This window comes from Mycobacterium sp. NGS61, assembly GCF_059812325.1.
On the sequence record NZ_JCALCL010000012.1, the window covers coordinates 100,361 to 124,103 of the forward strand.

17 protein-coding genes are annotated in these 23,743 nt (G+C 67.8%); 7 read left to right on the top strand and 10 right to left on the bottom strand.

What is annotated here, in order from left to right:
- Positions 1-26 precede the first annotated feature (26 nt).
- From stf0 to cysC, 3 genes are read left to right on the top strand one after another with little or no spacing between them, the layout of a single operon-like run.
- Positions 27-830, top strand: a complete 804-nt coding sequence (gene stf0 / locus AC5Y3Z_RS21530) for a trehalose 2-sulfotransferase (protein ID WP_463826735.1) — start codon at positions 27-29, stop codon at positions 828-830.
- 46 nt (positions 831-876) lie between these two features.
- On the top strand, positions 877-1,794 hold the full coding sequence (cysD, locus tag AC5Y3Z_RS21535) for a sulfate adenylyltransferase subunit CysD (RefSeq protein ID WP_463826736.1): 918 nt from the start codon (positions 877-879) through the stop codon (positions 1,792-1,794).
- Positions 1,794-3,716, top strand: a complete 1,923-nt coding sequence (gene cysC, locus AC5Y3Z_RS21540) for an adenylyl-sulfate kinase (RefSeq protein WP_463826737.1) — start codon at positions 1,794-1,796, stop codon at positions 3,714-3,716. The genes cysD and cysC overlap by 1 nt, the downstream gene beginning before the upstream one ends.
- On the opposite strand, the gene AC5Y3Z_RS21545 is transcribed toward cysC, so the two are convergent.
- From AC5Y3Z_RS21545 to fdxA, 4 genes are all read right to left on the bottom strand, one after another.
- Positions 3,713-4,972: an alpha/beta hydrolase fold domain-containing protein gene (locus AC5Y3Z_RS21545; protein WP_463826738.1), complete on the bottom strand. Its 1,260-nt coding sequence runs from the start codon at positions 4,970-4,972 to the stop codon at positions 3,713-3,715. The two genes, cysC and AC5Y3Z_RS21545, sit on opposite strands and share 4 nt — an antisense overlap.
- A gap of 39 nt (positions 4,973-5,011) precedes the next feature.
- The gene (locus tag AC5Y3Z_RS21550) at positions 5,012-7,390 is read right to left on the bottom strand and encodes an APC family permease (RefSeq protein ID WP_463826739.1); all 2,379 of its coding nucleotides are present in this window, start codon (positions 7,388-7,390) and stop codon (positions 5,012-5,014) included.
- A 67-nt stretch (positions 7,391-7,457) separates the two neighbouring features.
- The gene (dapC, locus tag AC5Y3Z_RS21555) at positions 7,458-8,543 is read right to left on the bottom strand and encodes a succinyldiaminopimelate transaminase (RefSeq protein ID WP_463826823.1); all 1,086 of its coding nucleotides are present in this window, start codon (positions 8,541-8,543) and stop codon (positions 7,458-7,460) included.
- A gap of 26 nt (positions 8,544-8,569) precedes the next feature.
- The gene (gene fdxA, locus AC5Y3Z_RS21560; protein WP_463826740.1) at positions 8,570-8,893 is read right to left on the bottom strand and encodes a ferredoxin; all 324 of its coding nucleotides are present in this window, start codon (positions 8,891-8,893) and stop codon (positions 8,570-8,572) included.
- A 307-nt stretch (positions 8,894-9,200) separates the two neighbouring features.
- Between fdxA and AC5Y3Z_RS21565 the strand changes: the two genes are divergently transcribed.
- Together AC5Y3Z_RS21565 and AC5Y3Z_RS21570 are read left to right on the top strand one after the other, a co-directional pair.
- Positions 9,201-11,222, top strand: a complete 2,022-nt coding sequence (locus AC5Y3Z_RS21565) for a 2,4-dienoyl-CoA reductase FMN-binding domain-containing protein (protein ID WP_463826741.1) — start codon at positions 9,201-9,203, stop codon at positions 11,220-11,222.
- A 237-nt stretch (positions 11,223-11,459) separates the two neighbouring features.
- Positions 11,460-11,789, top strand: a complete 330-nt coding sequence (locus AC5Y3Z_RS21570) for a hemophore-related protein (RefSeq protein ID WP_463826742.1) — start codon at positions 11,460-11,462, stop codon at positions 11,787-11,789.
- Between the two features lie 72 nt (positions 11,790-11,861).
- On the opposite strand, the gene AC5Y3Z_RS21575 is transcribed toward AC5Y3Z_RS21570, so the two are convergent.
- On the bottom strand, positions 11,862-14,438 hold the full coding sequence (locus AC5Y3Z_RS21575) for a bifunctional FO biosynthesis protein CofGH (RefSeq protein ID WP_463826824.1): 2,577 nt from the start codon (positions 14,436-14,438) through the stop codon (positions 11,862-11,864).
- 240 nt (positions 14,439-14,678) lie between these two features.
- On the opposite strand from AC5Y3Z_RS21575, the gene AC5Y3Z_RS21580 reads away from it, so the two are divergent.
- Positions 14,679-15,539 carry a PE family protein gene (locus AC5Y3Z_RS21580; protein WP_463826743.1) on the top strand — a complete coding sequence of 287 codons (861 nt, stop codon included), beginning with the start codon at positions 14,679-14,681 and terminating at the stop codon, positions 15,537-15,539.
- Positions 15,540-15,548: 9 nt separating this feature from the next.
- Here AC5Y3Z_RS21580 and AC5Y3Z_RS21585 read toward each other — a convergent pair whose 3' ends face one another.
- The gene (locus AC5Y3Z_RS21585) at positions 15,549-16,004 is read right to left on the bottom strand and encodes a hypothetical protein (protein WP_463826744.1); all 456 of its coding nucleotides are present in this window, start codon (positions 16,002-16,004) and stop codon (positions 15,549-15,551) included.
- A gap of 102 nt (positions 16,005-16,106) precedes the next feature.
- A complete protein-coding gene (gene mshB, locus AC5Y3Z_RS21590) occupies positions 16,107-17,012 on the bottom strand; it encodes an N-acetyl-1-D-myo-inositol-2-amino-2-deoxy-alpha-D-glucopyranoside deacetylase (RefSeq protein ID WP_463826745.1) in 906 nt (301 codons plus the stop codon).
- Positions 17,013-17,519: 507 nt separating this feature from the next.
- Between mshB and AC5Y3Z_RS21595 the strand changes: the two genes are divergently transcribed.
- On the top strand, positions 17,520-18,125 hold the full coding sequence (locus AC5Y3Z_RS21595; RefSeq protein ID WP_463826746.1) for a TetR/AcrR family transcriptional regulator: 606 nt from the start codon (positions 17,520-17,522) through the stop codon (positions 18,123-18,125).
- Here AC5Y3Z_RS21595 and AC5Y3Z_RS21600 read toward each other — a convergent pair.
- The 3 genes from AC5Y3Z_RS21600 to AC5Y3Z_RS21610 form a co-directional block, all read right to left on the bottom strand.
- Complete coding sequence (locus AC5Y3Z_RS21600; RefSeq protein WP_463826747.1) at positions 18,122-19,207, bottom strand: PE family protein; 1,086 nt, start codon at positions 19,205-19,207, stop codon at positions 18,122-18,124. The genes AC5Y3Z_RS21595 and AC5Y3Z_RS21600 overlap by 4 nt on opposite strands.
- A gap of 152 nt (positions 19,208-19,359) precedes the next feature.
- Positions 19,360-21,642: a PE family protein gene (locus AC5Y3Z_RS21605; RefSeq protein WP_463826748.1), complete on the bottom strand. Its 2,283-nt coding sequence runs from the start codon at positions 21,640-21,642 to the stop codon at positions 19,360-19,362.
- Positions 21,643-21,847: 205 nt separating this feature from the next.
- The gene (locus AC5Y3Z_RS21610) at positions 21,848-23,728 is read right to left on the bottom strand and encodes an ABC transporter family substrate-binding protein (protein ID WP_463826825.1); all 1,881 of its coding nucleotides are present in this window, start codon (positions 23,726-23,728) and stop codon (positions 21,848-21,850) included.
- Positions 23,729-23,743 lie beyond the last annotated feature (15 nt).

Sequence of the window (23,743 nt, forward strand, 5' to 3'; positions counted from 1 at the left end):
GTTTTGCGTCCGGTTAGGCTGCGATCGTGGTCGATCATCCCTCGTCGTATCTGGTGCTGGCTTCCCAGCGCAGCGGGAGCACCCTGCTGGTCGAATCGCTGCGCGCGACCGGGGTGGCCGGCGAACCACAGGAGTTCTTTCAGTACCTGCCCAGCACCAGTCAGTCCCCGCAGCCCCGGCAGTGGTTCGCCGACGTCGACGACGAGTCGATCCTGAGCCTGCTGGATCCGTTGGACGAGGGCAAACCCGACCTCGCACCTGCCGAAATCTGGCGCGACTACATCCGCACGGTGGGCCGCACGCCCAACGGCGTGTGGGGTGGCAAGCTGATGTGGAACCAGACGCCACTACTGCTGGACCGGGCCGCCGCGTTGCCGGACCGCTCCGGCGAGGGGCTGTTGTCGGCTATCCGCGACGTGGTCGGCGAGGATCCGCTGCTCATCCACATCCACCGCCCCGATGTCATCTCGCAGGCCGTGTCGTTCTGGCGTGCGGTGCAGACCCGGGTCTGGCGCGGACGGCCCGACCCGGTCCGCGACGCCCGCGCCACCTATCACGCCGGCGCGATCGCGCACGTCGTCACAATGCTGCGGGCGCAGGAGGAAGGCTGGCAGAACTGGTTCGCCGAGGAAAACGTCAAGCCGATCGAGATCTCCTATCCGGTGTTGTGGCGCAACCTGACTCAGGTAGTGGGCGACATCCTGGAGCAGTTGGGCCTCGATCCCCGGCTGGCACCCGAACCGGTACTGCAGCGCCAAGCCGATCAGCGTTCCGACGACTGGGTGGACCGTTATCGCGCTGACGCCGAAAGAGAAGGACTACCAACATGATTCGTGCCAACCACGATGCACGGCGAAACGGACAGGAGCCGCACCGATGACGACAGCGGTAGAAGCGCGGCGTGTCGACGAGCTGCGACTGCTGGAAGCCGAGGCGGTCCACATCATCCGCGAAGTGGTCGCCGAGCTGGAGCGCCCGGTGTTGCTGTTCTCCGCCGGCAAGGACTCCATCGTGCTGCTTCGGCTGGCGGAGAAGGCATTTCGGCCACTGCCGTTGCCGTTCCCGGTGATGCACGTCGACACCGGGCACAACTTTCCCGAGGTCATCGAGTTCCGGGACCGCCGGGTCACCGGCGAGGGCCACAAGCTGATCGTCGCGTCGGTGCAGGAGTCCATCGACAACGGCCGGGTACCCGATCCCGGCCCGTCGGCTTCCCGCAACCGGGCCCAGACCCGCACCCTGCTCGACGCACTCGAAGCAGGCGGCTTCGACGCGGCGTTCGGCGGCGCCCGCCGCGACGAGGAACGCGCCCGGGCCAAAGAACGGATTCTGAGTTTCCGCGACGAGTTCGGCCAGTGGGATCCGCGCGCGCAGCGTCCGGAGCCGTGGTCGCTCTACAACGGCCGGATCAAGAAGGGCGAACAGGTCCGGGTGTTCCCGCTGAGCAACTGGACAGAACTCGACGTGTGGCGCTACATCGAGCTGGAAGACCTTGAAATACCGTCGATCTACTACGCGCACGAGCGCGAGGTGTTCGCGCGGGACGGCATCCTGCTGGCGGTGTCGGAGTACACCAGCCCGGCCGACGGCGAAGAAGCGAAGAAGGAATGGGTGCGGTACCGCACCGTCGGCGACCTGACCATCACCGGAGCGGTGCGCTCCGAAGCCACCGACATCACCGGTGTGATCACCGAGATCTCGGCGGCCACGGTGTCCGAGCGCGGCGAGACGCGGGCCGATGACCGCACGTCGGCCGCCGCGATGGAGGACCGCAAGCGAGAAGGGTACTTCTGATGACTGTTTCCGAGAAGGCCGAGAAGGTCGACAAGATCGTGCATCCCAAGGGTGTGACGCGTCAGCTGCTGCGGATCACCACCGCGGGCTCGGTGGACGACGGCAAGAGCACCCTGATCGGCCGGCTGCTGCACGACACCGACAGCCTGCCGCTGGACCACCTCGAAGCCGTCACCGACGACGAGGGCGTCGCCGACCTCGCGGCACTGTCCGACGGTCTGCGCGCCGAACGCGAGCAGGGCATCACCATCGACGTCGCCTACCGCTTCTTCTCCACCGAGACCCGCAGCTACATCCTGGCCGACACCCCCGGCCACGAGCGCTACACCCGCAACATGTTCACCGGGGCCTCCAACGCGCACGTCGCGGTCCTGTTGGTGGATGCGCGCGAAGGCGTGCTCCGCCAGACCCGCAGGCACGCGCGGATCGCAAAGTTGTTGGGTATCAAGCACTTTGTCGCGGCGGTGAACAAGATCGACCTGATCGACTTCGACCAGGCTAAGTTCGCCGAGGTGGAGGAGCAACTGAGTCAGGTCGCGGGACGGTTGGGCGAGGTGGACCTCAAGGTGATCCCGCTCGCGGCCAAACACGGCGACAACGTCGTGCACCGTTCCGACCGGACACCCTGGTATGACGGCCCCACGCTGCTGGACTACCTGGAGGGCGTCGAGCTGGCCGCGCCGCAGGCCGAAGCCTCCCGGCTGCGCCTGCCGGTGCAGTGGGTTTCGCGCCCGACCGACCACCAGCGCCGCCGCTACACCGGGCGGCTGGCGGCGGGCACGCTCAGCGTCGGCGACCCGGTGATCTCGCTGCCCGCGGGCACCACGTCGACGGTGACGGCCCTGGACACCCTCGACGACGACCGCAAGACCGCGGTGGCACCGCTTTCGGTGTCGATCGAACTGGAAGACGATATCGACGTCGGCCGGGGCGACGTCCTGGTCAGCGGGGCCGAGGACGCGGTCCTGCCGGTGCTGGCCCGGGAACTCGACGCCACCGTGTGCTGGTTCATCGACAACCCGCTGCGGGCCGGCGACCGGTTGGCGCTCAAGCAGACCACCCGGACGGTGCGGACCACCGTGCAGGAACTGCACTCGCGCCTGGACCCCGAGACGCTCGACGAGATCGACCAGCCGGTTGAGTTGACACTCAACGACATCGGCACCGTGACGCTGCGGACCAGCTCGATCATCATCGCAGATCCCTACACCGACAACCGCGACAGCGGCGCGTTCATCCTCATCGACGAAACCACCAACGACACCGTCGGCGCCGGCACCATCATCGAGGCCCGGGAGGTCAAGCCGGGCGCCAGCCAGCGCACCGACATCCGTTGGCACCCTTCGGCGTTGGACCGCAAGCACCGTTGGAAGGCGACCGGGCAGCCGGGTGCCACCATCTGGTTCACCGGTCTGCCGGCATCAGGGAAGTCCACCGTCGCGGTGGCCGTGGAACGTGCGCTCGTCGAATCCGGGCGCGTCGCCTACCTGCTCGACGGCGACAACCTGCGCCACGGACTGTCCGACGATCTGGGCTTCTCCCCCGGCGACCGCACCGAAAACATCAGGCGGGTAGGGCATTTGACACGGTTGCTGGCCGACGCCGGCGTGGTGGCCCTCGCCTCGCTGGTGTCGCCGCTCAAATCCGACCGCGAAACCGCCCGCGCCCTCAACGACGCCGCCAAACTGCCGTTCATCGAGGTGCACATCTCCACCTCGCTCGAAGAGTGCGAGAAGCGCGACCCCAAGGGGCTGTATGCGCGGGCGCGCAGCGGCGAACTGAAAGGCCTGACCGGGGTGGATGCGCCCTACGAGCCCCCGGAGAACGCTGACCTGGTGCTCGACACCACCGGCGCCGACATCGACGAGCTCGCCGCCCAGGTGATCAGGCTGCTCGACGAGCGCAGCCCACGCAGCGGCTAGGTAGCGGCGGTGGCGCTGTCCTTGGCATGCGCGGCCGTGTAGACCTCGGCCAGAAACTGCTCCACCGCCACCGCGGCGTGCGCGGCCCGGGCGGAGCCGAAGATGTCGAAAGCATGCTGAGCACAAGGCAATTCGGCGTATACGACCGGCTGGCGGCTGACCTCGCGCAGCCGCGCGACGAAGCTGCGGGCCTGCTCCACCGGGATCAGCGAGTCGTTGACGCCGTGCAACACGAAAAAGGGCGGCGCGTCCTCGGAAACGTGCGTGATGGACGACGCCAGGCGGAACGGTTCGACGATCTCCTTGCGGCCGAGCTTGAACACCCGCTTGGCCATCATCGCGTGCATCATCGGATGTACCGCGTCGTCGCGGGTGAAGTCGTAGAACCCGTAGAACGGCACCGCCGCCTGCACCCGGGTGTCCAATTCTTCGAAGCCCGGCTGAAACAACGGGTAGTTCGGGGTGAGTGCGGCAAGGGAGGACAGGTGCCCGCCGGCCGAACCGCCGGTGATCGCGATCCAGTCCGGGTCGCCGCCGTACTCGGCGATGTGTTCCTTGGTCCAGGCGATGGCGCGCTTGACGTCCGCGATCTGGTCGGGCCAGGTGGACCGCGGGCTGAGCCGGTAGTTGACCGATACGCAGACCCAGCCCAGCTCGGCCAGGTGACTCATCAGCGGATGCGCTTGTCCGCGTTTGTTTCCCACCATCCAGGCGCCGCCATGCACCTGCAGCAGCACAGGGGCTTTGCCGCCACGGTCCAGATCGGGCCGTCGCCAGATGTCGAGGTGGTTGCGCGAACCGTACTCCCCGTAGCTGATGTCGGAGTCGTGCGCGTAATCGCGCCAGATCCGCAGCATGCGGGCCGGGCCGGGTTTCTTCGCCGTCGCACCGTCGGGCGCCGGCCGCTTCCACAGGTCGCCGGACTCGGTGCGGCGGCCGGGACCCAGGCCTTCATCCAGTGCTGCGGTCAGGGGTTCGTCGGCCTGCCGTCCGGCGCGGGCCAGACCCAGCAGGCCCAGCCAGGACGCCGCCGACAGCAGCCAGCTGAACCCGAGCACGCGGGCCGGCAACCCCCGGGACAGCGCGGCCAGCGCCGCGAAGTGTGCGGCCAGCGACGGCAGCGGAAGTTCGGAGGCGAACAGCCCGAAGCCGAACGCATATCCGGCCCCGTACCCGCGTTTGCTCAGCGGCCGGTAGCCGTTGGCGGTGAACACCACCCCGGCCAGAGACACCAGTACCGCTGCGATCCGCTGCACGGCTTCCTCCCCAATCATCAAGTCCTGTCGAACTTAGAGTCAGCCGGTCTCGCCGGCTGCACCCGCCCCTCCTGCGTCGTGGGTCTCCACGGGCTCCTCGACCACGCTATAGCTGGGGTCGACCATCCACATCGGCCGATTCCCGCTCTGCCGGGCCTTGCCGGTGACGCGCAGCAGTTGGCCGGGCGCAATGTCGTCGCCGCCGCGTCCCGGACGGAACCTGATGCGTACCTCTCCGCTGTCGTCGCCGAGCACGATCCACCGGAACGTCCCGCGGCGCTTGGCGATGTCCTCGACCTCGGTGACCCGCCCCTCGACAGTGGCCCGCTGGCCGGGGATCAGCCCGGCCACCGTGATCACCGAGGACGACGAGGCCGGATGTTCGTAATTCTCGACGCGCCGGTCCTCACCCTGGGAGATCCACGCCTCGAGCTTGTCGATCTCGCGGGCGATGCGCTGTTCGAAGCGCTCGGGGTAGGCATCCTTGATCCGGGACTGCACGTCGTAGGGCACGATGGTGGCCGCCGCGTCGGGGATGAGGCTGACGGCTCGGGCGATCTTGTCCGCGGTGCGGTCGTGCAGCAACCGCCCCAGCAGCGGCGCATAGGTCCGACGCGGCAGCAGCACCGTCACGTTGGTGTCGGGACTTTCTTTGCTCGACTTCGCGACCAGCAGCTGGGCGGCGCGGTTGACGCGCCGGTCCGGACAGTCCACCAACCGCAGCCGGGTGTCGAGTTCGAAGTCTTCCCAACGCTTTCGGAGCTGAGCGGCATGGATCGCGTCGACCATGAAGTGCACCGCGATCAGCTCGTCGGCCCGCAGCCCTTTTCCGTACCGCAGCGCTTCGAGCACGGCCAGGTCGACGGAGTTCACGAAGATGAACACCCGGTGCCGCGCATACTTGACCAGCTCGGGCCGGTCGGTGCGGAACATCTCGAGAATGGCGGCCTCGGCCCGGTATTCACGGTTGAGCCGGATGAGCATGAACACCAGCAGCGGGAAGACGATCACCACCAGCCACGCACCCTCGGTGAACTTGGCGACCGCGAAGATGCCGACCACGACCGTCGACAGGATCCCCGCCGAGAGGTTGATCGCCAACCGACGCCGCCAACCCGGTTCCCGTTCTCGCAGATGGTGTTTGGTCATCCCGTAACCGGCCATCGAGAATCCGGTGAACACGCCGATCGCGTAGAACGGGACCAGCGCGTTGACCGATCCGCCGGTCGTCACCAGCAGCACCACCGAAAGCCCGGTCAGCGCGATGATGCCGTTGGAATACACCAACCGGTGCCCGCGCTTCATCAGCTGCCGGGGCAGGAACCGGTCCTCGGCAACGAAACTGGCCAGTGCCGGGAAGCCGTTGAAACTGGTGTTGGCGCCGGTGAACAGAATGGCCGCCGTCGACGCCTGGACCAGGAAGAAGCACACGTCGCCCACGGCGCCGTGGCCGAATACCGCGCGTCCGATCTGGGAGAGCACCGAAGGGTATTCGGAGAGGTACGGCGTGGCGTGGGTGGCATAGGCGAGGTAGGCAACACCAGCCAGCAGGAAACCCAGGATGCAGGCCATGGCGGTGAGCACCCGACGGGCATTGCGCCCCTGCGGTTTCTGGAACACCTCGACGGTGTTGGAGATGGCTTCGACACCGGTCAGCGACGAACCGCCGTTGGCGAACGCGCGCAGCAATACCAGGATCGTCGCGCCCATCACCAGACCGTCGCCGTGCTGCACCGGCACCGCTCCGCTCAGATGCTGCGCGTCGTAGGTCGGCAGACCCCAGACGAGATGCCGCACAACGCCGGTCACGATGGTGGCGGCGATCATGAGGATGAACAGATAGGTCGCCGCCGCGAACGGTTTGCCCGCCTCCCGCATGCCGCGCAGATTCAGATAGCAGATCAGCAGGACCACGCCGATGGTGATCTCCAGGCTGAACGGGCCCAGCTTCGGCAATGCCGACACCACGGCCACCGTGCCGGCCGCGGACTGCACCGCCACCGTCACCACATAGTCGATCAGCAGCGCCGCGGCGGACACCTGGGCGACCTTCGGCCCGAAGTTGTCCCGCGCGACGATGTAGGAGCCACCGGCCCGGGTGTAGGCCATCACCACCTGCCGGTATGACGCGGCCACCAGCACCAGGATCAACAGGATGACCCCGGTGATCGGCAGCAGCAACGCGAACGCTGCCAGCCCGGCCTGCGGCAGCAGTTCGATCAGGATCTGCTCGGGGCCGTAGGCTGTCGACGAGATCGCATCCGGGGACAGCGCGCCGAGGGCGACGGGATTGGACAACCGCTCGTTGTTCAGCTCCTCGGTGATCAGCGGCTTGCCGAGGAACACCCGTTTGACGATGTCGCTCAACGTCAGCGGGATCCGCAGCTTGCCGACCGAATCGTCTGCCGCATCTGTCACAGGTTGCATTCTGCCGTCCCGGGGACCAGGACCGAAGAGGCGACGCGCCCCGGACGAGCAGGGGAAACTAGCGCAGGCGGGCGACCGCGGCGTCGATGCGCTCGTCGGTGGCGGTCAGCGCGATGCGCACGTGCCCGGCACCGGCGGGACCGTAGAAGTCACCGGGGGCCACCAGGATGCCGCGCTCAGCGAGCCAGGCGACGGTTTCGTGGCATCCCTCTCCCCGGCCGGCCCACAGGTACAACCCGGCTTCGGAGTGGTCGATGGTGAAACCGGCAGAACGCAGCGCCGGCAGCAGCGCCGCCCGCCGCTGCGCATACCGCTCCCGCTGCAGCTTCTCGTGGTCGTCGTCGTCCAGGGCGGCCACCATGGCGGCCTGCACCGGGGTCGGCACGATCATCCCGGCGTGTTTGCGCACCGCCAGCAGCTCGGCCACCACCGCGGCGTCCCCGGCGACGAAGCCGGCCCGGTAACCCGCCAGCGACGAAGTCTTCGACAGCGAATGCACCGCGAGCAACCCGGTATGGTCGCCGTCGGACACCGACGGATGCAGCACCGACAGCGGCTCGGCCGCCCAGGCCAGGCCCAGATAACACTCGTCGGAAGCCACCAGCACGCCGCGCTCGCGGGCCCAACCGACCACCTTGCGCAGGTGCTCGACGCCCAGCACCCAGCCCGTCGGGTTACTCGGCGAGTTCAGGTACACCAGCGCCGGGGTCTGCGGGCCCAGCTGGGTCAGCGAATCCGCGCGCACGATCTGCGTCCCGGCCAGCCGCGCACCCACGTCGTAGGTCGGATAGGCGAGCTCGGGCACCACGACCGTGTGCGAGGCGCCTAAGCCGAGCAACGTCGGCAGCCAGGCGATGAGTTCTTTGGTGCCGATCACCGGCAGTACCGCCGATTCGGCGAGGCCGGTGACACCGTAGCGACGCGCCAATGCCGACACCGCGGCCTGCCGCAGTTGCGGCGTACCGGCGGTGGCGGGGTAACCCGACGCCGAGCTCGCGGCGGCCAGCGCCTCCTGGATCAGCGGCGCGACCGGATCCACCGGCGTGCCGACCGACAGGTCGACGAGGCCATCCGGGTGGGCGGCCGCGACGGCCTTCGGGCCGGCCAGGGTGTCCCACGGGAACTCCGGCAAGGACGCCGACACGGTCTGCCGGCGGTGCACCGGCGCGTTCAGTCCTCGCCCTGCGGGGGCAGATCCTTGACCGCTTGCGGGTCGTTCTCGGTCAGGCCGACCTTGGCCGCACCGCCCGGCGATCCGAGCTCCTCGAAGAAGTCGGCGTTGATCTGCGTGTACTGCCCCCACTGTTCGGGCACGTCGTCTTCGTAGTAAATCGCCTCGACGGGGCAGACCGGTTCGCAGGCACCGCAGTCGACGCATTCATCGGGGTGGATATAGAGCATCCGGGCACCCTCGTAGATGCAGTCGACCGGGCACTCCTCAATGCACGCCTTGTCTTTGATGTCGGTGCAGGGCTGGGCAATCACGTAAGTCACGGACGTCTCCTCAACGTGTCCTCCATGAACATATGGGCTGCATTTCGCCTCACCCAAGGGGCTTCTAGGTGAGCGTTCGGTTACTGATACTAGACGTTGCACATACACCCGGCGAAAGGGCACGCCCGTAACTGTGTCCAGTCGGTGCCTCGGTGGTCTGTGACAATGGCCGGGTGACCGTTGGGCGAGTGCTGCGGTGGTTCAGGACCGCGCCGCGGCAGCCACGCCACCTGCCCGAAGGCGTCGCACCCCGGCGCTGCGTCCAGGTCGCGAAACTGATCCTCCCGGGTTCAGCGGGCGCCCGCCGATGACCCCGTATCCGCACTTGCTGTCCCCGCTGGACCTCGGTTGCACCACCCTGCGCAACCGGGTGGTGATGGGGTCGATGCACACCGGGTTGGAAGACCGAGCCCACCACATCGACCGGTTGGCCGCGTATTTCGCCGAACGCGCCCGCGGCGGCGTCGGATTGATCATCACCGGCGGTTACGCCCCCAACCGCACCGGGTGGCTGCTGCCGTTCGCCGCCGACCTGACCAGCTCGCGCCAGGCCCGACGGCATCGCCGGGTCACCGGCGCAGTGCACGACGAGGGCGGCAAGATCCTGCTGCAGATCTTGCACGCCGGACGCTATGCCTACCACCCGCTTTCGGCGAGCGCGTCGTCAATCAAGGCCCCCATCAACCCGTTTCGCCCACGCGCGCTCACCGGCCGCGGCGTGGAGTCGACCATCGCGGATTTCGTGCGGTGTGCGGAGCTGGCCCGCGAAGCCGGCTATGACGGTGTCGAAATCATGGGCAGCGAAGGCTATCTGGTCAACCAGTTCCTGGCCCCGCGCACCAATGAACGCACCGATTCCTGGGGCGGCTCGCCAGCCAACCGGCGCCGGTTCCCGGTCGAGATCGTGCGGCGCACCCGCGCCGCCGTCGGCGACGACTTCGTCATCTGCTACCGGATGTCGATGGCCGACTATGTCGAAGACGGCCAGAGCTGGGACGAAATCGTCGCGCTGGCAACCGGCGTCGAAGCCGCCGGCGCCACCATCATCAACTCCGGGTTCGGGTGGCACGAGGCGCGGGTGCCGACGATCGTCACCTCGGTGCCCAACAGCGCATTCGTGGACATCAGCAGCGCCCTGGCCGAACACGTGGGTATTCCGGTGGTTGCGTCCAATCGGATCAACATGCCGCAATCCGCCGAGCAGATCCTGGCCGACACCCAGGTTCAGCTGATTTCAATGGCGCGGCCGCTGCTGGCGGATCCGGAGTGGGTGCGCAAGGCAGCGGCCGACCGGCCCGCAGAGATCAACACCTGCATCGCCTGCAACCAGGCCTGTCTGGACCACGCGTTCGCCCACCAGACGGTGTCCTGCCTGCTCAATCCACGCGCCGGACACGAGACCACACTGGTGCTGGAGCCGGCCCGCCACACCCGCACCGTGGCCGTCGTCGGCGCCGGACCCGCCGGACTGGCCGCCGCGGTCGCCGCTGCCCAGCGCGGACACCGGGTGACGCTGTTCGACGCCAACGAGTTCATCGGCGGCCAGTTCGACCTGGCGCGGCGCATCCCGGGCAAGGAGGAGTTCAGCCACACCATCCGGTACTTCTCGACGATGCTGGCCAAGCTCGGCGTCGAGGTCCAGCTGAGCACCCGGGTGGGCGCCGCAGATCTCGTCGACCACGAGTCTGTCGTCCTGGCCACCGGCGTGACTCCCCGCGTGCCCGCCATCCCCGGCATCGACCATCCCAAGGTGCTGACCTACGCCGAGGCGATCACCGGCGTCAAAGCAGTGGGAAAGACGGTGGCCGTCATCGGCGCCGGCGGCATCGGCTTCGACGTCAGCGAACTGCTCACCACCGACCGGTCGCCGACGCTGAACCTCAAAGAGTGGCGGGCCGAATGGGGGGTGGCCGATCCGCAGGAAGCCCGGGGCGCCCTGACCACTCCCCTGCCCGCGCCGGCGGTCCGCCAGGTGTACCTGCTGCAGCGCACGAAGGGCCGGCAGGGTAAGCGGCTGGGCAAGACCACCGGCTGGGTGCACCGCGCGTCGCTGCAGGCCAAGGGCGTGCAGCAACTCTCCGGAGTGAACTACGAGCGGATCAGCGACGACGGCCTGCACATCAGCTTCGGTACGGACCGGCAGCGCCCGCAGGTGCTCGCGGTGGACCACGTGGTGCTGTGTGCCGGGCAGGAATCGGTGCGCAACCTGGCTGACGACCTGCGCAGCCGCGGCGTGGATCCGCACATCATCGGTGGTGCGGCGGTGGCGGCGGAGTTGGATGCCAAGCGAGCGATCAGACAGGGCACCGAGCTCGCGGCCAGGCTGTGAAAAACCTTTGAAGCCGGCTCATCGAGCATCCGTCATCCGGCAGTTTCGCCCTCGGCGAAACTTCCGCCAGTACGGCTCTGACCTGCGGATAGTTACGTTCGGCGGGACTATTGCGATAGAAACTTCGATAAGAGCAAGCCCAGCGAGCCTGGTAGCCTTGACCGAAGACGGCAACCGCTGGGCAGATGTCGTCGCCGTCGTGTCGGCGGTGCAATAGTTGGGGAAGGTGTCCGAAAAATGTTGTCGTTTACTAAAGCAGCTGTGGTTGCCGGGGGCTTGGCAGTGTCGCTGGGTCTTGGCGCAGGGGTCGCGTCGGCAGATCCGCTGGATGCGGCCGTCAACTCGACCTGTAACTACGGGCAGGTCATGGCCGCGCTGAACGCGCAGGACCCGGGTGCCGCCGCGCAGCTCACCGCGTCGCCGATGGCCATGGGCTGGCTGAACTCGTTCCTGGCCTCGCCGCCGGCCAAGCGTCGTTCGATGGCTCAGCAGATTCAGGCCATGCCGGGCGCCGCGCAGTACGTGGGACTCGTCGAGTCCGTCGCAGTCTCCTGCAACAACTACTGAGTAACCTCTGATCCGCGAGCGTAACGCTGCGGGGTCCCTCGAGGATTCCGCCGGCGTTACGCTCGCGGTCTTTTAGGCTGCCAGTGACGCATAGGTCGTCGTGCGCTGACGTGCGGGACGACCAATGCCCTCGGCTATCGCCACCAACTCAGCGACCGTTTTGGCCGAGCCGTGCTCAGAGCCGGCCATCCGGGAGATCGTCTCCTCCATCAGCGTGCCGCCCAGATCGTTGGCGCCGCCGTTGAGCATGGCCTGGGTGCGTTCGACCCCGAGCTTCACCCAACTGGTCTGAATGTGCGAGATGCGACCGTGCAGCATGATCCGCGCCAAGGCGTGCACCGCGCGGTTGTCGCGGTGCGTGGGCCCGGGCCGCGCCGCCCCCGCCAAGTACAGCGGTGAGTTCTGGTGCACGAATGGTAGCGGCACGAATTCGGTGAAACCGCCGGTGCGGTCCTGAATCCCGCGCAGCACGTTGAGGTGGCCTATCCAGTGCTTGGGGCTGTCGACGTGCCCGTACATCATGGTCGACGACGACCGCAGACCCACCTCGTGCGCGGTCGTCACGATCTCGATCCACAACGACGTCGGCAGCTTGCCCTTGGTCAGCACCCAGCGCACCTCGTCGTCCAGGATCTCTGCCGCCGTGCCGGGAATCGTGTCCAACCCGGCCTCGCGCAGACTGATCAACCACTCGCGGATGCTGAGCCCGCTCTTGGTCACCCCGTTGGCGATTTCCATCGGCGAGAACGCGTGCACATGCATCGACGGCACCCGGGCTTTGACCGCGCGCACCAGATCGGCGTAACCGGTCACCGGCAACTCGGGGTCGATGCCGCCCTGCATGCAGATCTCGGTGGCGCCGGCGGCATGCGCCTCCCACGCGCGGTCGGCCACTTCCTCCGCCGACAGCGAGTAGGCGTCGGCGTCACCCTTGCGCTGAGCGAAGGCACAGAACCGGCAGCCCGTGTAGCAGATATTGGTGAAATTGATGTTGCGGTTGACCACAAACGTCACGTCGTCTCCCACCACCTCCCGGCGCAATGAATCCGCCAGCGCGGCAACCGCTTCCAGCGCCGGACCGTCAGCTGTCGCCAATGCCAGGTACTCGGCGTCGGTGCACTCTCCCGGAGCGCGCTCCGCCGAACGCAACGCCGCGAGCACGTCGGTGTCCAGGCGCTCTGGCGCTCTGGCGCCCTGCGCGGCCAGCTCGTGCACCCGGGACCGGATGGATTCCCAATCACCGAAAGCACTTTCGAGATCGCTACGGGTCTCGGTGTTACGTCCCTCGGTGTCGATCGCGGCGCCCAGGTCCACCCGGCCGGCCGAGGCCACCTCGTCGGGCTCCTGCCACGGCAGCCCCACCGGGGTGACGTCGCGGGCCAGGCCCGTCGTCGGATCGGCAAGCGCCGCAACGTGTTCGCGCACCCGCGGATCGATCCACGCCGCACCGGCCAGCACATATCTGGGTTGTGCGGTCAGTCGCTGCACCAGGTCATAGCCGGCCTGTTCGGTGACAGCGGCCAGGTCATCCAATGCGGGCCAGGGCCGTTCGGGGTTCACATGGTCAGGCGTCAGCGGCGAGACGCCACCCCAGTCGTCGACGCCGGCGGCCACCAGGGCCAGGCATTCCTCGCGCGACACCAGGTTCGGCGGCGCCTGGATACGCATGCCGGGCCCCAGCACCAGCCGGGCCACCGCCACCGTGGCCAGGTAGTCGTCGATGCCGGCGTCGGGAACCGCGGCCATCGCGGTGTGCTCCTTGGCCCGGAAGTTCTGCACGATCACCTCTTGGACGTGCCCGAACTCCTTGTGCGACTTACGGATCGCATGCAACGTGTCGGCTCGTTCGGCCAGCGTCTCGCCGATGCCCACCAGCAGACCGGTGGTGAACGGGATGGACAGGCGGCCGGCGTCGGTCAGGGCGCGCAACCGCACCGCGGGATCTTTGTCCGGACTGCCGTAGTGCGCAAGTCCTCTGGTTTCGAACAACCGGCGCGATGTCGTCTCCAGCATCATGCCCATCGACGGCGCCACCGGCTTGAGCCGCGACATCTCCGACCAGGTCATGACGCCCGGATTCAGATGCGGCAACAGCCCGGTCTCCTCCAGCACCCGGATCGCCATCGCGCGCACGTACGACAGGGTGGCGTCGTAGCCGCGTTCGGTCAGCCACTGCCGCGCCTCGGGCCAGCGGTCCTCCGGGCGGTCACCGAGGGTGAACAGCGCTTCCTTGCAGCCGAGCGCCGCGCCGCGCCGCGCCACGTCCAGAATCTCGTCGGGCTCCATGTACAAGCCCGCACCCTGGGCGCGCAGCCGCCCCGGCACGGTGACGAACGTGCAGTAGTGGCAGTTGTCCCGGCACAGGTGGGTGACCGGAATGAAAACCTTGCGCGAATAGCTGATGGGCAACCGGCCGGACGGCCCGCGCCGGCCCGCCGACTCCAGGCCGGCGTCGCGAACCCGGGCCGCGCTCGCGCACAGGTCGGCGAGGTCGTCGCCACGAGCGGTCATCGCGACCGCCGCCTCGTCGACGTTCAGGGCGACGCCGTCCCGGGCGCGCCGCAGCACCCGACGCAACGCCGAGCTGCTGGCTCTGGGCGGGACTACAGGATTGGGCAGAGCCGTGGGCTCCGGAAGGTCCGGATTCAGGGGCACGTTGGTGTAACTTCCCCGCGCGACGATTTCATCCGCACGACTCTTTCTGCGGGAAACCTGAGCATCCCTGGCGCCATACGCGCAACAGTAGCCGCAGGCCGGCCGCTCGATTCGCCGGGTTGTTCGGCCAGATGGGACAATAGTTGTCACCGACAGCGATACGATCACAGGTGGGCACCGCGCGGAAGCAGCCCCGCAAGGTAGCCGCACCGATCTCGAGTAAAGGTGAATGGGATGTCGTCGTACATGCGCGCGGCGCCGGAGGCGCTCAAGGCGGCCGCGTCCAATATCGCCGGCATCGGCACCGAGATCAGCTCGGCCAACGCCGCCGCGGCGCTGCCCACCACCGGCGTGGTGGCCGCCGCCGCCGATCAGGTCTCGGCCCAGGTCGCCGCCCTGTTCTCCTCGCACGCGCAGGGATACCAGCAGCTCAGCGCTGAGGTGACGGCGTTTCACGAAAAGTTTGTGCAGGTGTTGGGAGCAGGAGCGAACGCCTACTCCAACGCCGAGTCCAGCGCGGCGCGGACCCTGCTGAACGCGGTGAACGCGCCGGCCCAGCAATTGTTGGGACAACCGCTCGCCGCGGTGGAAAGCCTGGCCGGCCAGGCCGCGACCCGGGTGCAGAGCGTGCTGTCCGCCATCCCGGGCGCCGGCGCCGCCAACCTGTTCGGCGCGCTGGGGTTGGCGCCGACCGGCGGTCTCGGCGCCCTGACCACCGGGCTGCTGGGACCTGCCGCGGCAGCGCCCGCTGCCGTCCTCCCGGTCTCGTGGGCCACCGCGATCGAGAACCTGTACCTGGAGGTCGAGCCGTGGGTGGCCTACGGTTTCGACCTGGCCTCCTACGCGGTGGGCTGGTTGCCGTGGATCGGCATCCTGGGGCCGCAGATCAACTTCTTCTATTACCTGTTCGAGCCGATAGTGCAGAGCGGGTTGTTCAACATCCTCGACTGGCTCAGCGGCACGGTCAGCTTCAGTCAGGGTCTGAGCAATTTCTGGTCGGCCACCACGTCGTCGATCAGCCAGTTCATCAACACCGAGATCAACTGGTTCTGGAGCTTCTTCCCGCCGCTGCCGCCGCTGCCGCCCTTCCCCTGATCCACGCTTTCAGTGGCGGCGCCGCCACAACACCCACACCGGGGGTGCCACCCCGAACACGATCAACAGCAGCGCCGCATAGGCCATCACGCCCTGTCCGCCCAGGACGATGTCGCCACCCGGTCCGCCCAGACTCAGCACCGCAACCGTCAACAGCCAGGTCCACAGCGGCAAAGCGGCCAGCCGCGGCGACGTGGTCCACCGCGCCGCAGCCCACACCAGCGCACCGTTGAGCAGTCCGCTCAGCACAGCGCTCAGTGGGAATGGGACAGAGCCGATGTATAAGGGCAGCAGGAGCGCCCCGGCCAGGGCTGACAACACACCGTCGACGGCCAGCAGCGCCAACACGACAAACCGGATCGCCGGATCCGTCGCGCCCACCTCTTCGATCGAGGTGGCGCGTGGCTTGGTATCGGTCAGGTTGGGACGCTGTCGATCTGCGAGACGATCGATCCCAGCACCCACTGCAGGCTGTCGAGGCGGTCCTGCCAGTGCTGCAAGTTGGGGTCCAGGTCGGGGTCCATGTGAGTTTCCTCCGGTAAGACTCTCAAGGCTGCCTTATAAAGCCTACGTGCCCGGGCCGTTGAAGCCCAGCCCGGCCAGTAGATCCGTCTCCCAACCGCGCTCGTCGCGGCCACCCGCCGCGCCGTCAATAAGGACGTAGTGTTCGGCTGCCATGATGGGCAGCGCCAGATTGTTCGACAGTGCACAGGCCCGGCCGGTGGGGCCCACCGTCACCTGCGTGGCATGAGCGGTGAGCGCGGCGGCCTTGGCGGCCTGCGCGTCCGCGTCGGCCTCGACGACGGCGGTGACGCTCTCGTCGGGGAAACCGAACGGAGTGTCCAGCGGCGGCAGCACCCAGTCGGGGCGCAGATCGTCAGGGACCAGCGAGCGCAGTTCAGCCGCCACCGCCGCACGCGCCAGCACGGTCCAGTAGAACTTCGGCACGCTCCACGGGTCACCGGACCCGTCCGGCTTGCCGGCCTGGGCCACGGCGGCGGTACACACCGCGTGGGTACGAATGTGGTCGGGGTGTCCGTACCCGCCGTCGGGGTCGTAGGTGACGACGACGTGTGGTCGCAGCTCGCGGATCAAGGCGACCAGCTCACCTACTGCCGCCACTTCGTCGGCGTCGACGAACCGTGGGACGGTGCGGTAGCCACCGCGCGGCTCGGTGCCGGCCATGCCCGAATCGCGCCAACGTCCGGCGCCACCCAGGTAGATGGGGTCGCCGACGCCCAACGCGGCCAGGGCTTGCCGTAGTTCGCCGATGCGGTAGCCGCCGAGCTGGTCCGCGCGGTCGGCGGCCAGTTGCGCCCAGCGGTCGCCGATGACCTCGCCCTCTTCACCGAGGGTGCACGTGACGACGTGGACCTGCGCACCGCGGGCGGTGTAGTGCGCAATGGTCGCGCCGTTGCTGAGGCTCTCGTCGTCGGGATGCGCATGCACGAACAGCAGCCGCGGCTTGGACATGGACGAACCCTACCGCCGTCGGGGAAATCGCCCCGCTGCCGCCGAGAGCCCACCCGGCTGTGGCCCCGCTGCCGCCGAACGTCACGCAGCTGCGGCCCCGCTGCCGCCGAACGTCACGCGAGCGTGACGCTGGATGCCGAACGTCACGCCAGCGTGACACTGGACGCTGGCGCCCACCCAGCTGCGGTCCCTCTGCCGCCGAACGTCACGCAGCTGCGGCCCCTCTGCCGCCGAACGTCACGCCAGCGTGACGCTGGACGCTGGCGCCCACCCAGCTGCGGCCCCGCTGCCGCCGAACGTCACGCCAGCGTGACGCTGGACGCCGAACGTCACGCCAGCGTGACACTGGACGCTGCCCACCCAGCTGCGGCCCCGCTGCCGCCGAACGTCACGCCAGCGTGACGCTGGACGCCGAACGTCACGCCAGCGTGACGCTGGACGCTGGCGCCCACCCAGCTGCGGCCCCCGTAAACGACCAGTAGGAACGCCAACGGCTACTATCGTCAGATGTCGCAGGTGAGCCACACTGTCGGCCGGAGCCGCCGGCGCGGCGAAGTACTCGAGCGTGCGCTCTACGCCGCGACGGTGGCCGAACTGGCCGCTGTCGGATACGGCGGCCTGACGATGGAGGGCATAGCTGCGCGGGCCCACACCGGCAAGGCGGCGCTGTACCGGCGCTGGACCAGCAAGCACGACCTGGTACAGGCCGCGCTGATCCACACCGTGCCGCCACTGCCCGAGCCGAGACCCGGGCAGTCGGCCCGGGAGAACCTGCTGACGGTCTGCACGGCGCACAGCGACGTGCTGGCCGGCAAGACCGACTTTCCCGGCCTGCAGATCATCAGCCAGCTCATCCACGAACCCGAGTTGCGCGCGATCTTCGCCGACGCCGTGGTGGCGCCCCGCATGAAAATCATCGAGTCGATCTTGCAGACCGCGGTCCGCGACGGCGAACTGGATCCCGCCACCCTGACCCCGTTGACCGTGCGGATCGGCCCCGCCTTGATCAACCACCACTTCATGCTGACCGCCACGCCACCAACGCGGCGCGAGTTGGCGCTGATCGTGGATACCGTGATACCGCCCAAACCCGTTGCAGCGCAGGCGGATTAGGCGCTGAACGGCTCGGTGACCAGCCCGACGAAGTTGAGGCCGGCCGCCAGACCCTGACCGAAAGCTCCTGCAACGCCGCCGATTTGGCCGCCGTTGTAGGACTGCGCCCCGGTACCCTGCAACAGGGTGGACGTGAAGTTCGCCGGCTCCTCGACACCGAAGAACAGGTTCACCGCCTGCTCACCGGTACCCAGCAACAGGTTCCCGGCGTTGAAGCTACGGTTGAGCACCCCGTTGAAGGCGCTGTCGGTGCCGAAGAGTTGCTGCTCGAACGCCACCTGGTTGGCCACCAGCGCCTGATTGAAAGCGATCTCGTTGGCCAACAGGTTCGAGGTGAACCCGATGTGCGACGCCTCCAACTGTCCGAACGGGACCGACGGGATCCCCGCTATGGCCACCGTGGGCGCCAGACCCAGCACATTGGCCGGGACCGTCAAGCCTTGATAAAAGGCGCCGGCCAAACCGCCGACCTGCCCACCATTGAATGGTTGTGCGCCGCTACCCAGCAGCAGGCTGGAGGTGAAACCGGCCGGCTCGGGTGCACCGAAGAACAGGTTCACCGCCTGCTCTCCAGTACCCACCAACAGGTTGCCGACGTTGAAGCTGCGGTTCAGCACTCCGTTGAGTGCGCTGTCGGTGCCGAAGATCTGGCGCTCCAGCGCCACCTCGCTGGTCACCAGCGCTTTGTTGAACGCCAGCTCGTTGGCCACCAGGTTGGTGTTGAAACCGATGTGCAACTGCTCCAGCTGCTGCAGCGGCCCCGCGGCCGCGGCATTCGCGGCCGCCTGCAGCGGAGTGGCGTTGGCCGCCTCCGCACCGGCGTAGGCATTCGCGCCGGCCCGCAACACCTGCACAAACTGGTCGTGGAACTGCGTGGCCTGGGCACTGAGTTGCTGGAACGCCCGCCCGTGCGAATCGAACAATCCCGCGATCGCCGCTGAAATATCGTCGGCGCCGGCGGGTAGCACCCCCGTCGTCGCCCCCGCGACCGCCGAACTGGCCGCCCCGACCGCCGAACCGATACCGGCTAGATCGGTGGCCGCAGCCGCCACGAATTCCGGCACCGCCGCTACAAATGACATCGCACACCCCCGTTAGCGCCACTGCAGCCTCCCCGACTGCACATGTGGCTATCGACAATGAGCGAATGCTAGCGATATCCGTGGCGCCGGACCGGGGTTTTCTCTGAATTGCATTGGAAAATCCGGTGCAGCCCGCTGAGCAGCTGAGATCGCTACGTGCCGACCGAACCGCCGACGCTCACGCCGCCCGACAGGGCGGTGGACAGCTGGGTGAGCAACGCCGGCAATCCGCCGGTGAGCGTCAACTGAATCGGGAAGCCGAGCAGGCTGAGCAGCGCCGCGTCGAACAGCCACTTCTGTTCGAAGGCGCCGAGCAGGCCGCCGGTCTCCAACCCGCCGAAGACGTCGGCCTCGCCACCGAGTTGCAGGTCGCCGACGAATCCGCCGCCTACCGGCGCGCCGAGCAGCACATTGATGGTCTGCTGCCCCGCCCCGATCGTGAAGTTGATCATGTTCCCGAAGTTGTTCAGCGCGCCGTTCAGCGGACTGGCGGTGCCGAACAGGCCGACCTGCAACGCGATCTGGTTGGCCACCAGGTTCTGATTGAACTCCAGCTGGCTGGTGAGCAGGTTGGTGGCCAGGTCTGCCCGGAAGGCGCCGAACTGCTGCACCAGCGACGCATCGCCGCCCAGGGCCGCGTTGAGCAGCAACAGCTGGTCCACGATCCCGGTCAGGCCGCCGGTAGGGGCGATGCCCGGTACCGCGCCGCCGATGAGCAGGCTGCCAATGAAGTCGTAAGGCATCTCCGCACCCAGCAGCACGTTGACGGTTTGTTCTCCGGTGCCCAGCACCAGGTTGAACGCGTTGAAGCCGTTGCTGATGGCGCCGTTGAAGGCGAACTCGCTGCCGAACAGGGCCCGCTGCAGAGCGATTTCGCCGGAGACCAGGGCCTGGTTGAACGCCAGCTGCCCGTTGACAAAGCTGGCCAGCAAGCCGGTCTGGATCAGACCCGCCTGCGTCAGAGCCAAACTCGGCGCGCCGGCCGCGAGGTTCACCAGCGCGGCCACGCCGGAGAAGTCGCCGTTGACCGCCCCGGTGAAGGCAGCGTTGACCTGGGCGCCCAGCCCCGACAGCGCACCGTTGAAGTTGGCCGTCAGCGCCGGCAGATCCAGCCCGAACGAGCCCACCAGGGCGGGCAGGCCGACATTGAAGCCACCGCCCAGGCCGGCCAGTGCGGCATTGAAATCGCCGACCAGCCTGGCTCCGGTCTGGCTCAGCACGGACAGATCCGGCAATCCGAGGTTTCCGGACAACGCCCCGGTCAGGGCGGCGTTCAGTTGCGCGTTCAGACCCGAGAGCCCGGCGTTGAGGCTGGCCGCCAGGCCGGTGAGATTGAACGGGAATCCACCCGGCAGGGCGGGAAGTACCAAACCGAAGTTCAGCGCCGGCAGCCCGGCGATGAAGTCGCTGAACAATGCGGCGCCGGTCTGCGTCAGGGCCGAGAAGTCGGGCAGGCCGACACCGAAGTTGCCCGACAGGGCTGCGTTCAGCGCCGCGTTGAACCCGGCACCCAACCCGGAGAGCTGTCCGCTGACGTTCGCCGCCAGGGCAGGCAGGTTCACCCCGAAGCTGCCTGCCAGCGCCGAAAAGTCAGGCAGCCCCCCGGCAAACGCCCCGGTGAGCGCCGTACCCAACTGGGCGCCCAACGAGCTGCCGGTCTGAATCAGACCGTTCAGACCCGCGATCCCCGAATTCAATTGCGCGATCACCGAATTGCCCGTCTGCACCAGTACGGAAAGGTCCGGCAGACCCGCGCTGAGGTTCCCCGAGAGGGCGGCATTGAGTTGAGCGCCGAGGGCGGACAGGTTGCCGCCGAAGGCACCCGACAACCCGCCGAATCCGACGTTTCCGGTGCCGTTGACCGCCAGGCTGGCGTTGAAGTTAGCCGGAACCTGCGCTCCCACAAGAAGATTCAGGCCTTGCTGGCCCGCCCCCACAACGGAGTTGAATGCGTTGAAGCCGGCGTTGACCGCTCCGCCCAGTGCGTTGTCGGTACCGAAAATCAGTTGCTGTAAACCGAGCTCGGCGCCCACCAACGATTGGTTGAACCCGATTTCGGCGTTGACCAGGTTGGTGGTGAAAGCGGCGTGCGCCTGAGCGAACACGTCCAGCGGCGCGGCCGGCGCGGCTAACAGACCGGTCAGCGCCTGCGCGGCGCCGGCTTCGGCTGTCGCGTATGCGCTCGCCCCCGCGGCCACCGTCTGGACGAACCGCCCGTAGGACTGGGCCACTTGTGCGCTGAGCTCCTGGTAGCCCACCGCATTCTGGGAGAAGAGCGCCGCTATCGCCACCGATATCTCATCCTCGGCGGCGGACAGCAGCGCGGTGGTTGATCCCGCCGCGGCTGTATTGGCGGCGCCCAGCGCCGAGCCAATTCCTTCCAACTGCGACGCGAACGAGGCAACTATTTGTGGCTCGACAAAGACAGATGACATGGTGACCCCTCACCTAGCAAGACGCTGGTTGACCCCAACTCGCCATGTTGCCCCCGACGGCACCCGGGCGAACGTATCGCGGGTGTTGACCGCTCGAGCGAAATCCAAACCATATTTTTCGTAACAATTTGGCACGAGCGCAATTAGCCGCCGAAAGCCCCGGCCAGAGGGCCGTGTGGCGGTTGATTTTCCCTGGTGAGGGCCGTCAGGGGCCGGTCTTCACCCACTGGCCGGCGTCCCCGACGATGCCCACCGGGACCGCTCCGGTCAGGCTGACGTTCTGCACGCTCGGTCCCGCCCCGACGATCGTGGTGTCCTGCAGGATCGGCAGCACCGTCGACATGTTCCACAGCCGAGGTTCGACGGCGGTGATCACGTCGTTGATGTTCTTGCTGCCGTTGAGGGCGGCGTCGATATTGGACTCGAGGCTCGGATCGCAGGTTCCGGTGAGGTTGGACGGCGCCTTGACCAGCGCTCCCGGCTCCGGTGGGCGGCTGGAGGTCGTCGGTACCGGGGTCGTGGCCGGTCCGGCCGACGGGCTGGATGTCGTCGAGCCGGCCGGGCTGGTCGTCGACGCGATCGGCGGTGAGACCTGGGTCGCCTGCAGCGCGGCACAGCCGAACCGGGAGGCCAGCGACGCGGCAAGGTTTCCGCCGGCCTGATGCCAGCCGACCAGCGCGTCCACCTGGTGGTTGGTCAGGGCTTCGCGGTACAGCGTCACCGGATCCAGCGCCAGCACGCTGGCGGCGATGCCGACATTGCGCAGCTGGTCGGCAGCGGTGTTCGCGACTGCCACTGAGGTCGGGTCGTTGACCGCCACCCCGATCACCAGCGACAACTGCTTGCCGTCCCTGCTGATCCGGCCGTGAATGCCTTCCGATGGTCCGGTACTCACCGCAGCGCTGGGCGGCGTAGCGGATGCGGTCGTGGTGTCGACCTGGAAACCGGCGGCCTCCAACAGACCCAGCGCCGCGACCCTGCTCATCGCCGCGGGCGCCGTCGGGACATAGCCCGGGTCACTGGGCGAACGGATCAGAGCCTGGTCCAGGGTGACGGTGTTGTCACTGCCGGCCCCCACCGCCGCGAGCAGGTCGACGCCCAGCAGCCCCAGCACTGCTCTGCGGACCTGCACGTCGGCCAGCTTCGGTTCGTTCGCCCGCAGCGTCAGCTGCATGACGCGCGGTGTCACAATCCGCGCGGTCCGCACGTCGGGAATCGCCGACAGCTGGGCGAACGCAGCCGAACCACCGTGTACCTGGGCCACCTGGGTATCGCCGTTGCGCACCGAATCGGCCAGCGCGGCCGGCGCCCCGGCGCGGCGGAACTGGATCAAGGCGGGCTTGGCGGGGGCACCCCAGTACCGGTCGTTGCGCGCAATCAGGATCTCGTCGCGCTGCGGGTCGATGTTCTCCACCCGGAACTGGCCGCCCGTCACCGGCAGCGCACGGGCCAGCCCGGAGGCAAACCCGCCCGGCACGTCCTTGACGATGTGCGCCGGCAGCAGGTTGTTGAACAACTCCCGCCACGCCGGGTAGGGCTGGGCGAAGGTGACGACGGCCTGCTTACCGCCCTCGAGCGACTGCACCGACGTGATCAGGTCATACCCGGCCGGGTCGACCACTCCGGGCTGGCTGACCATTTGGCGCCACAGGTACCAGAAGTCGTCCGCGGCGATCGGCGCATTGTCGGTCCATTGCGCCTCGGGACGGATCTTGTAGGAGACGGTGAACGGGTTTTCGCTGGTCACTTCGGCGGACACCAGCAGGGTTGGATCCATTTCCCAGCGCGATCCCGTTGCGGCATTCGGGTCGGGCACCGGCCGGAAGGCGCTGGGCAGCACCAGCGCGCTGATCGCGGCGTTCACCGGGGACAGATCTGAGAGCAGATGCGGATTGAACCCGGCGCCGATCGAGTCGATGCCCATGATGATCTGGGTCGGGTGCTGCGGAGGGGGCGGCGTGTTGCGTGGGGTATCGGTGCTCTGCGGCGCCGGCGGCGGACTCACCGTGCAACCTGAGAGCACCAGACCGATCGCGGCCACCAGCACGCCGAGCACCACCAGGACGTAGCGGGCTCGGTGCAGCACGCCCCACAGCGTATC

What these genes read in the sequence shown, in the direction of transcription:
- AC5Y3Z_RS21600 (WP_463826747.1), bottom strand. Translation starts at nt 19,207, where the DNA reads ATGTCATTTGTAGCGGCGGTGCCGGAATTCGTGGCGGCTGCGGCCACC.
- cysC (WP_463826737.1), top strand. Translation starts at nt 1,794, where the DNA reads ATGACTGTTTCCGAGAAGGCCGAGAAGGTCGACAAGATCGTGCATCCC.
- cysD (WP_463826736.1), top strand. Translation starts at nt 877, where the DNA reads ATGACGACAGCGGTAGAAGCGCGGCGTGTCGACGAGCTGCGACTGCTG.
- AC5Y3Z_RS21595 (WP_463826746.1), top strand. Translation starts at nt 17,520, where the DNA reads ATGTCGCAGGTGAGCCACACTGTCGGCCGGAGCCGCCGGCGCGGCGAA.
- AC5Y3Z_RS21565 (WP_463826741.1), top strand. Translation starts at nt 9,201, where the DNA reads ATGACCCCGTATCCGCACTTGCTGTCCCCGCTGGACCTCGGTTGCACC.
- mshB (WP_463826745.1), bottom strand. Translation starts at nt 17,012, where the DNA reads ATGTCCAAGCCGCGGCTGCTGTTCGTGCATGCGCATCCCGACGACGAG.
- AC5Y3Z_RS21580 (WP_463826743.1), top strand. Translation starts at nt 14,679, where the DNA reads ATGTCGTCGTACATGCGCGCGGCGCCGGAGGCGCTCAAGGCGGCCGCG.
- AC5Y3Z_RS21605 (WP_463826748.1), bottom strand. Translation starts at nt 21,642, where the DNA reads ATGTCATCTGTCTTTGTCGAGCCACAAATAGTTGCCTCGTTCGCGTCG.
- AC5Y3Z_RS21570 (WP_463826742.1), top strand. Translation starts at nt 11,460, where the DNA reads ATGTTGTCGTTTACTAAAGCAGCTGTGGTTGCCGGGGGCTTGGCAGTG.